Below are 8,852 nucleotides of genomic sequence, written 5' to 3'. Positions count from 1 at the left end.
GGAGGCTTGCGGCGTTCTAAACCCGATCGGCCACGGGGCGGTGCAGCCCCGCGCGCAGCGCCGTGAGGTGCTCGGCCCCGATCCGCTGCTGCTCCTCGGGCGGTACGCCGCCCACGAACGCGTGGTAGGCGCCGGGGAAGTTGTGCAGCTCCACCGGCACGCCCGCCTGGGCGAGCCGCAGCCCGTACAACAGCCCCTCGTCCCGCAGCGGGTCGAGGCCCGCCGTCGAGATGTAGGCGGGCGGCAGTCCGGCGAGGTCCGCCGCCCGCGCCGGGGCCGCGGACACCGGCAGCCGGCCGGGCCCCCGGTCCGTGGCCTCGCCCAGATACAGCCGCCAGCTCTCCTCCGCCAGGCGGCGGTTCCAGACCGGGGTGTCGGTGTAGGCGGCCATCGACGCGGTCGCCAGCCGGTCGTCGAGGACGGGCGTGCTCAGGTGCTGGAAGCAGAGCGCGGGACCGCCCCGGTCGCGGGCCAGCAGGGTGAGCCCGGCGGCCAGCGCGCCCCCGGAGCTCGCCCCGGCCACCGCCAGCCGCTCCGGATCGGTGCCCAGCTCGCCCGGATGGCCCGCCGCCCACTCCAGCGCCGCCCAGCAGTCGTCCAGACCCGCCGGATACGGATGCTCCGGCGCCAGCCGGTAGGAGACGGCGACCACGACGGCCCGGGCGTGCAGCGCCGCCTGCGCGGCACCCAGGTGCACGGAGTCCACACTGCCCAGACAGAACCCGCCGCCGTGGATCCACAGCACCGCCGGCAGCGCCGTCCCCGCGTCCCGGGGCCGGTACACCCGCACCCGTACGGCAGGGCCGCGGGGCGGCCCCGGCACGAGCAGCTCCCGCACGTCCACCCCGGGTACGGGCGGGAGTTCGCCGACGCCGACCAGCGGGCCCCGATGGTCCGCGACCGCGTCGGCCAGACGCCCTTCGACCGGCACCTCAGGCCTCCAGCCGGAGCGCCTGCGAGGGGCAGAGCGCCACGGTCCCGCGGGCCACGGCCTCCTCCTCGGGTCCGGTCACCGGAGCCCGCAGCAGGAGCACCGTCCCGTCGTCCGACTGGTCGAAACGGTCGGGTTCGGACAGCACGCACTGTCCCGCCCCCAGACACCGATGGGTGTCGGCCGTGATGCGCATATCTCTCAGGTCCCTTCTGCGATGCCGGACGACCGCGGTCCGCCCGCGGCGCGCGGTCCTTTCACCAGGTGACGGGCAGTTCCCAGATGCCCTGCACGCCGCCGGGCTCCTTGAGCGGCAGCGCGCCCGACGGCACGGCGAGGCGCAGCCCCGGCAGCCGGCGGAACAGCGTGGACAGGGCGATCTCCATCTCGGCGCGGGCCAGGTTCTGCCCGATGCACTGGTGCACGCCGTGGCCGAAGGAGATGTGGTGGCGCGCGCCGCGCGCCACGTCGAAGGCGTCCGCGCCGGGGAACGCGTCCTCGTCCCGGTTGGCGGTCGAGATCACCACGATCACGCCGTCACCGGCCTTGATCCGGTGGCCGGCGAGTTCGGTGTCCTTCGTGGCGAAGCGGGCCACCCCGTCGGCGATGGCCATGTACCGCAGCAGCTCCTCCACCGCCGTCGGCAGCAGGGTGGCGTCGGCCCGCAGCGCGGCCAGCTGCCCGGGGTGCTGGAGCAGGGTGAACACCCCGAGCGCGATGGCGCTGGCGGTGGTCTCGTGCCCGGCGACGAGCAGCAGCAGCGCGATGTCCACCAGGTCGCGGTGCGAGAGGTGGCCGGGCGTCAGCTGTTCGGCGATCAGGGTGTCCAGGAGGCCGTCGCCCGGCTCCCGCTCCTTGCGCCGGATCAGCCCGTCCAGATAGGAGCTGAGCTGCGCGAAGGCGTCGGCGCTGTCCTCCAGGGAGGTGGTGCCGGTCACCACGCGCCGGGACTGCTGCTCGAAGAAGGCGTGGTCCGCGTACGGGACGCCGAGCAGCTCGCAGATGACGATGGAGGGCACCGGCAGCGCGAAGTCCGGTACGAGGTCGGCTGTCGGGCCCTTGGCCTCGATGGCGTCGATCAGTTCGTCCACGAGACGCTGGATGCCCGGCCTGAGCGCGTTCACCTTCTTCACCGTGAAGGTGGAGAGCAGCATGCGGCGCTGGACGGTGTGCTCCGGCGGGTCCATGCCGATGAAGTTGCGGACCTTGCGGGCGGCCTCGAACCGTGGGGCGGTGGCCGGATAGTGCGGATGGATCCGGTCCGAGGAGTAGGTGGCGGCGTCGAGGAGCACCGTCCGGGCCTCCTCGTGGCCGCTGACCGCCCACACCCGCCGCCCGTCGTACAGCTCGACGAGGGACACCGGCCCCCGCGCGCGGTAGCTGTCGTAGCCGGCCGGCGGTTGGAAGGGGCAGCTGCGGGCCTGCGGATAGGCGGGCAGCGAGGACGACGTCCCCACGGCCCCGGTCGTCTCGGTCATTCCTTCGCCTCCAGGGTGGCGGTGGGCGGCACGGTGGCCGGAACGGGTGCGGCCGCTGCGGGCCGGGGCGAGCCGAACCTGCGCACGAACGGCGTCTCCACCCAGCGGAACAGGACGTGGGCGAGCGCCAGGGTGAGCAGCAGCGCCGCCACGAGCAGTAGGGCCCCGACGGCCGGCGGCAGGTCCTGGCCGGCGATCAGCCCGCGGTGGACGTACGCCACGACCAGGCCGTGCACCATGTAGAACGCGAACGACAGCTCCCCGAGCCTGACCATGACCCGGCCGCGCAGCGGTGACCTCGTGCCGCGCTCGTCGGCCAGCGCGGCGGCGGCCACCAGCGGCGTCAGCCACAGGGCGGCGGTGCCGGCGACGCCGAACAGATAGGGCACCAGCGAGTTGACGGCATAGCCCGCGACGGCCAGCAGCCCGGCCGCCGGCAGCCCGAACCTCGGCCAGGCACCGGCCATGACGAGGCGGGCGGCGACCATGCCCAGGAGGAACTCCAGGGCCCGGACCGGCGGGAAGAAGTAGACGAACCAGATCTGCTCGAAGGAGAGCGTGCCGTCGTCGATGAAGGGCAGCGGGGCCCCGGTGACGAGGTACTGGCCGACCACCGGCGCGAGCACGGTGAACGCGCCGAGGGTGGCGGCCAGCGGCCACAGCCGGGCGACCGGCACCCGGTTCAGCAGCCGCAGCAGGAACGGGAAGCTCAGGTAGAAGAAGAGCTCCACGGAGAGCGACCAGCTCACCGCGTTCATCGTGTTCGGCACGGTGATGTCCGGGAACCAGGCCTGGACGAGGAAGAGACCGGCCAGCGTGCCCTTGGTGGTGAAGGGAGTGGCGGTGACGAGCATGAGGACGGCCGCGACGCCGAACGTGACCAGGTGGTTGGGGTAGATCTTGGCCAGCCGGCGGCGCCAGACGCGCGGCGCGGTGTCGTCGGGCCGCGCCGACCAGGTCAGCACGAAGCCGCTGAGCACGAAGAAGAAACTGACGCCGTAGAAACCGGCGTTGGCGAACACGTCACCGAGCGCCTCGCCTCCGGAGCCGCCGACGTAGGCGGTCTGCCAGGTGGCGTGGAAGGCGAAGACGAGCAGCGCGGCCACGAATCTCAGTCCCGTGAGGGACGGGAGTCTGGACAGGGCGGGGCTGGCTGGCGGACGGGGCATGGAGCTGACCTCCGGCTGGGACGGGAATGGGGCACGCTCACGCTGGCAGCGCCCTGTTGGCCGGATCTAAAGCCACTCTTGTGCCGTCCCCGTCCCGTCGGCCCGGGCGCCGCCGGAGTCCTCGCCCGCCTCACCGGGCACCGCTCGTGCCCGCTTCGGGACCGCCGCGAGGAGAGCCCGGGTGTACGGATGGGAGGGCTCCGCGAAGACCTCCTCCACCGGCCCCGATTCCACGATCCGGCCGTCCTTCATCACCATCACCCGCGCGCAGACCTCCCGGACCACGGCCAGGTCGTGCGAGATGAACAGCGTCGCGAGACCGAACGAGGACTGCAGCTCCCGCAGCAGGTCGAGGACCTGGGCCTGTACGGACACGTCGAGCGCCGAGACCGGCTCGTCGCACACGAGCAGCCGCGGCCCGGGCGCCAGGGCCCGGGCGATCGCCACCCGCTGGCGCTGTCCGCCGGACAGGGCGGCGGGGCGCCGCCCGAGATGCCCGGCCGCCAGCCCCACGCGCTCGAGCAGCGCCAGGGTCCGCGCGGCCCGCTCCGGCCGCGGCACGCCCGCGGCGGCGAGTCCCTCGCCGACGATCCGGGCCACGCTCCAGCGCGGGTCGAAGGCGCTGAGCGGATCCTGCGGCACCAGTTGCAGCTCGCCCCGGCGCGGCCGTCGCTCGCGCTCCGGCGCCGCGCTCCACGCCCGGCCCGACAGCAGGACGTCGCCCCTGTCGGGCGCGGTGAGCCCGAGCACCAGCCGGGCCAGCGTGGACTTCCCGGAACCGGACTCGCCGACGAGCCCCAGGGACTCGCCGGGCCGCAGGGTGAACGAGACACCGGCCACGGCCGTGCGCCGGCGTCCGCGCGGGGCGGCGAACTCCTTGACCAGGTCGCGGGCGACGAGCAGCGGTTCGCCCTTCGCGACGGCGGCCGGCGCCGGGCGCCGCCGGCTGCCCGGCACGGCCGCGAGCAGCGCCTGGGTGTAGGCGTGCCGAGGCCGCTCCAGCACGTCTCGTACCGGGCCCGACTCGACGATCACACCGTCCTTCATCACCGCCACCCGGTCGGCCAGCGCCTCGACCACCGCCAGGTCGTGACTGATCAGCAACAGCCCGGTGCCGGCCGCCTTCAACTCGCCGAGCAGCGCGAGGATCCGGGCCTGGACGGAGGCGTCGAGCGCGGTGGTCGGCTCGTCCGCGACGATCACGCCGGGGTCCGCCGCCAGCGCGGAGGCGATCAGCGCCCGCTGGCGCAGCCCGCCGGACAGCTGGTGGACGTGGCTCGCCGCCCGCTCGGCGGGCTCCGGCACCCCCACCCGCTCCAGGAGTTCCACGACCCGCGCGCCGACCTGCCGCCGGGACGCGAGACGGTGGGTCAGCAGGGGTTCGGCGATCTCCTTGCCGACGGGACGCAGCGGGTCGAGCGCGACGAGCGCGTCCTGCGCGACCAGGCCGATCCGCCGCCCCCGTACGGCCCGCCACTCGCGGTCGCCGAACTCCCGGGCGTCCTGCCCGAACAGCCGCAGCCGCGCCGCGCCCACCGTGGCGGTGGGCCCGGCCAGGCCGAGGAGGCTGCGCGCCAGGGCGCTCTTCCCGGAGCCGGACTCGCCGACCAGGGCCAGGCACCGGCCCGCCGACAGCTCCAGGGAGGCCCCGAGGACCGCGTCCACCCGGCCGGGCCCGTCGCCGAACCGGACGTCCAGGCCGGCGACCTCGATCAGCGGCTCGCCCCGCGCCGGCCCGTCCGCCGGAGACCCGGCCCCGGCGGCCGCCCGCCCCGCCCGCACGCCCGTTTCGCGCAGACCGGTCATGAAGGTCCGTCCTTTCACGAGAAGGCCCTTCCTTCGGCCCGGTGCTGCGCGTGGCGGCCCACCACCGTGACCGCGAGGACCGTGGTCAGCAGCAGCAGACCGGGGAAGAGGGCGATCCACCACGCCTGGTCGAGGAAGCCCTGGCCCTCGGTGAGCATCGCGCCCCACTCCGGGGTCGGCGGCTGCGCCCCGAGCCCCAGGTAGCTCAGCGCCGCGCCGGTGGAGATGGCCGCGCCGAGCGTCACCGTCGCCAGGACGAGCAGCGGGCCCAGCGTGTTCGGCAGCACGTGCCGGAGCACGACCAGCGGGCGCGGCACGCCGAGGGCGACCGCCGACTCCACGTACCCGGAGCGGCGCACGACCAGGGCCTGTGCGCGTACCACCCGGGCGAAGCCGGGTGCCGTGCCGACGGCGACCGCGATCGTCGTGCCCACCACCCCCTTGCCGGCCACGAGGACCACGAGGAGCGCGAGCAGCAGGCCCGGCAGGGCGAGCAGCGCGTCGGCCGTGCGCATCAGCAGAGCGTCCCCGAACCGGCCGGACAGCGCCGCGGCCAGCCCCCACACGACGGCCACCACGACGCCCGCGCCGGTCGCCGCCGCGCCGATCGCCAGCGAGTAGCGGGTGCCGTGCACCACGCGGGCGAACACGTCACGCCCCAGCTGGTCGGTGCCGAACCAGTGGGCGCCGTCCGGTGGCCGCAGCGCGTTCAGCGGATCGGTGTCCGTGGCGCCGGCGCCCGTGAACAGCCCGGGCGCGAGCGCCGCCAGCAGGATGAGCGCGAGCACGAGCCCCGCCACCCGCACGGCGGGCCGGACGGTCCGGGTCCGGGCGCTCATGAGGCCACCACCCCCGTGCCCTTGCGCAGCCGGGGATCCACCAGCACGTACGCCACCTCCACCAGTGCGCCGATCACCACGAAGGCGACCGCCGACAGCGCCACGACGCCCTGCACCACCGGAAGGTCCCGGCCGCCGACCGCCTGGAGCGCGACCCGGCCGATCCCCGAGCGGGCGAACACGTTCTCCACGACCACCGCGCCGCCGAGCAGGGTGCCGGTGAACCAGCCCGCCAGCGTCAGCGCGGGCAGCGCGGCATGACGCAGCGCGTGCCGGGACCGTACGGCCGGCTCGCGCAGCCCGCGGGCCCGGGCGGTGAGCGCGAACGGCTGCTCCAGCGCGTCGAGGAGCCCCTGCCGCATCACCTGGGCCAGCACGGCCGCGATCGGCAGCGCCAGCGTGAGCACCGGCAGGACGAGGGACCGCCCGTCTCCGCTGTCGGAGACCGGGAACCAGCCGAGCCGGAAGGAGAACACCGTCAGCAGCATGATCCCCAGCCAGAAGGACGGCGTGGAGACCACGACCAGCTCGGCCAGCGCCGACACCCGGCGTGGCCAGCGGGCCCGTCCCGTGGTCAGCACGGTCACCACGACCGCGAGGACCACCGCCACCAGCGTGGCGTACAGCGCCAGTTCGAGCGTCGGCCCGAGCTGGTCGGAGAGCACCCGGGCGACCGGCTGCTGCAGCTGGTACGACTCGCCCAGGTCGCCTCGCGCCAGCCGGCCGAGGTACCCCACGTACTGGACGGCGAGCGGCCGGTCGAATCCGTAGTGGTGCCGCAGCTCCTCACGGCTGTCCGCGTCCACGAGCGCGTGGGAGCCGACTACGGCGTCGACCGGGTCGCCGGGCACGAGCCGGAGCACCAGGAAGGCGAGGGTCGCCGCTCCCCACACGACGAGGAGGGCCGCGCCCAGCCGGGCGGCGACGTGCCGCAGGGCCGCCGGCATCAGCGGGTCCCGACCCAGGCGCCGTAGAACTCCGGCCAGGCCGAGACCGACTGCCGCAGCCCGTGCACCCGCTTGTTCACGGCCACCGTGGACTGCTCGACGTACGCGGGCACCGCCACGGCCCGGTCGAGTGTCCAGCCCTGCACCTTGGCGTAGAGCGCCGCGCGCCGCTTGCCGTCGGGCGTGGACTGGGCCTCCTTGAGCCAGCGGTCGACCTGCGGGTCGGCAACCCGGGCGAAGTTGTGTCCGCCGCTCGCGGAGGTCTCCGTCGACAGGAAGAAGTGGCTGAGGATGTCGCCGTCGGCCCGGGCCCACGACGTCTCGACCACGTCGTAGCGGCCGGAGTCCAGCCGGCCGGAGACCTCGGCGGCGTCGGTGGAGGCGGCCAGGTCAAGCTTGATCCCGGCCTTCTTCAGCTCGCCCTGGACGGCCTGGGAGAACAGGCTCGGCTTGCCGTAGACGGGGGCGACGACGGTGAGCACCCTGCCGTCCTTGGTGCGGTAGCCCTCGTCGTTCCGCCCGGTCCAGCCGGCCTCGTCGAGGAGCCTGGCGGCCTGCGCCGGGTCGTACGGCCGGCTCCTCTCCAGGGAGGCGTCGTAGCTGTCCGGTGTGGTGGGGGAGAGGACGCTCCAGGCGCGGGTGGCGGTGCCCTGGAAGACCGAGCGGACCACCGCGTCGAGGTCGACGGCGAGCTGGAACGCGCGGCGCACCCGCAGGTCGGAGAAGAGCGCTCCCCGGGTGTTGAGGTAGAAGGCGTCGACCGCGCCGGGCACCGCCTTGCGGGTGAGGGTGAGCCGGGCGTCCCGCTCGACTGTGCGCACCTGCTGCGGCGGGACGGCGCCGGCCGCGTCGACCTGACCGGACGTCAGGGCGCCGATCCGCGTGGTGTCCTCGGCGATGAAGCGCAGCGTCACCGAGTCGAGCCGGGCCGGACCGGCGTGGCCCGCGCCCGCGGGCGCCCAGGCGTAGGCGCTGTTCTTGGTGTAGACGCGCTGCTGGCCTCGCGTGTAGGCGCCCGCCCGGAACGGCCCGCTGCCCACCGAGGCGGTGCCGGCGCAGAGCTTGTCGGCGCCGGATCTCAGGGAGGTGGGCGCCGCGATGCCCAGGTAGGTCGTGCTGGCGGCCTGGAGGAAGGGGGCGTACGGGCGGCTGAACCGGACCTCGATCTCGGTCGGGCTCTTCACCGTGGCGCCCGCGTACGGGCCGAGCAGACCGGCCGCGTACTGCGACTGCGTCTTCTTGTCGGTGATGTGGTCGAAGTTGGCCTTGACGGCCGCGGCGTCCAGCTTGCTGCCGTCGTGGAAGGTGACGTCGTCGCGGAGGGTGAAGGTGTACGAGGTGCCGTTCGCGCCGATCCGCCAGGACTTCGCCAGCCAGGGCTCCAGCTTGCCGTCGGGCGTCTGGTAGACCAGCGAGTCGAAGACCGGCCGCTGGACGAAGGCCGTCACGTCCTGCGCGCTCGTGTGCGGGTCCCAGCAGTCCGGCTCGCCGTCCGTCGCGTAGACGAGCCGCCCTCCGTTCACCGGCTTGGCGTCGGCGGCGGGGACGGTGCCGCCGCCCGCGGAGCAGGCGGTGAGGCCGGCGAGGACGACGGTGGTCAACAGGGCGGCTGTGCGAGCCGGACGGCGTGGGTGCATGACGGACTCCGAGCGATCGACGGGTGCGGGGGCCTGGGCCACTGT

Annotated in this window: 8 protein-coding genes; all 8 read right to left on the bottom strand. The window is 74.6% G+C overall.

The genetic code is table 11. From position 1 onward, the window contains the following. Nucleotides 1-16: 16 nt before the first annotated feature. On the bottom strand, nucleotides 17-931 hold the full coding sequence (locus ACFWJO_RS00480; protein ID WP_386862625.1) for an alpha/beta hydrolase: 915 nt from the start codon (nucleotides 929-931) through the stop codon (nucleotides 17-19). Nucleotide 932: 1 nt separating this feature from the next. After that, complete coding sequence (locus ACFWJO_RS00475; protein WP_386862624.1) at nucleotides 933-1,127, bottom strand: ferredoxin; 195 nt, start codon at nucleotides 1,125-1,127, stop codon at nucleotides 933-935. 61 nt (nucleotides 1,128-1,188) lie between these two features. Further along, entirely contained in the window at nucleotides 1,189-2,409 is a 1,221-nt protein-coding gene (locus ACFWJO_RS00470; RefSeq protein WP_386862623.1) for a cytochrome P450, read from the bottom strand. Beyond that, nucleotides 2,406-3,578 carry an acyltransferase family protein gene (locus tag ACFWJO_RS00465; protein WP_386862622.1) on the bottom strand — a complete coding sequence of 391 codons (1,173 nt, stop codon included), beginning with the start codon at nucleotides 3,576-3,578 and terminating at the stop codon, nucleotides 2,406-2,408. The genes ACFWJO_RS00470 and ACFWJO_RS00465 overlap by 4 nt, the downstream gene beginning before the upstream one ends. Nucleotides 3,579-3,644: 66 nt before the next feature. Beyond that, nucleotides 3,645-5,384, bottom strand: coding sequence for a dipeptide ABC transporter ATP-binding protein (locus tag ACFWJO_RS00460; protein WP_386862621.1), 1,740 nt, complete (start codon nucleotides 5,382-5,384; stop codon nucleotides 3,645-3,647). A gap of 14 nt (nucleotides 5,385-5,398) precedes the next feature. Continuing rightward, nucleotides 5,399-6,223: an ABC transporter permease gene (locus tag ACFWJO_RS00455; RefSeq protein ID WP_386862620.1), complete on the bottom strand. Its 825-nt coding sequence runs from the start codon at nucleotides 6,221-6,223 to the stop codon at nucleotides 5,399-5,401. Beyond that, entirely contained in the window at nucleotides 6,220-7,170 is a 951-nt protein-coding gene (locus ACFWJO_RS00450; RefSeq protein WP_386862619.1) for an ABC transporter permease, read from the bottom strand. The genes ACFWJO_RS00455 and ACFWJO_RS00450 overlap by 4 nt, the downstream gene beginning before the upstream one ends. Continuing rightward, complete coding sequence (locus ACFWJO_RS00445) at nucleotides 7,170-8,771, bottom strand: ABC transporter substrate-binding protein (protein ID WP_386862618.1); 1,602 nt, start codon at nucleotides 8,769-8,771, stop codon at nucleotides 7,170-7,172. The genes ACFWJO_RS00450 and ACFWJO_RS00445 overlap by 1 nt, the downstream gene beginning before the upstream one ends. Between the last annotated feature and the right edge of the window lie 81 nt (nucleotides 8,772-8,852).

The sequence above is a fragment of the Streptomyces sp. NPDC127092 genome, assembly GCF_042722475.1.
GTDB lineage: Bacteria > Actinomycetota > Actinomycetes > Streptomycetales > Streptomycetaceae > Streptomyces.
The sequence above is the reverse complement of the archived record's forward strand: the minus strand, read 5'-3'. Positions and strand labels throughout refer to the sequence as shown.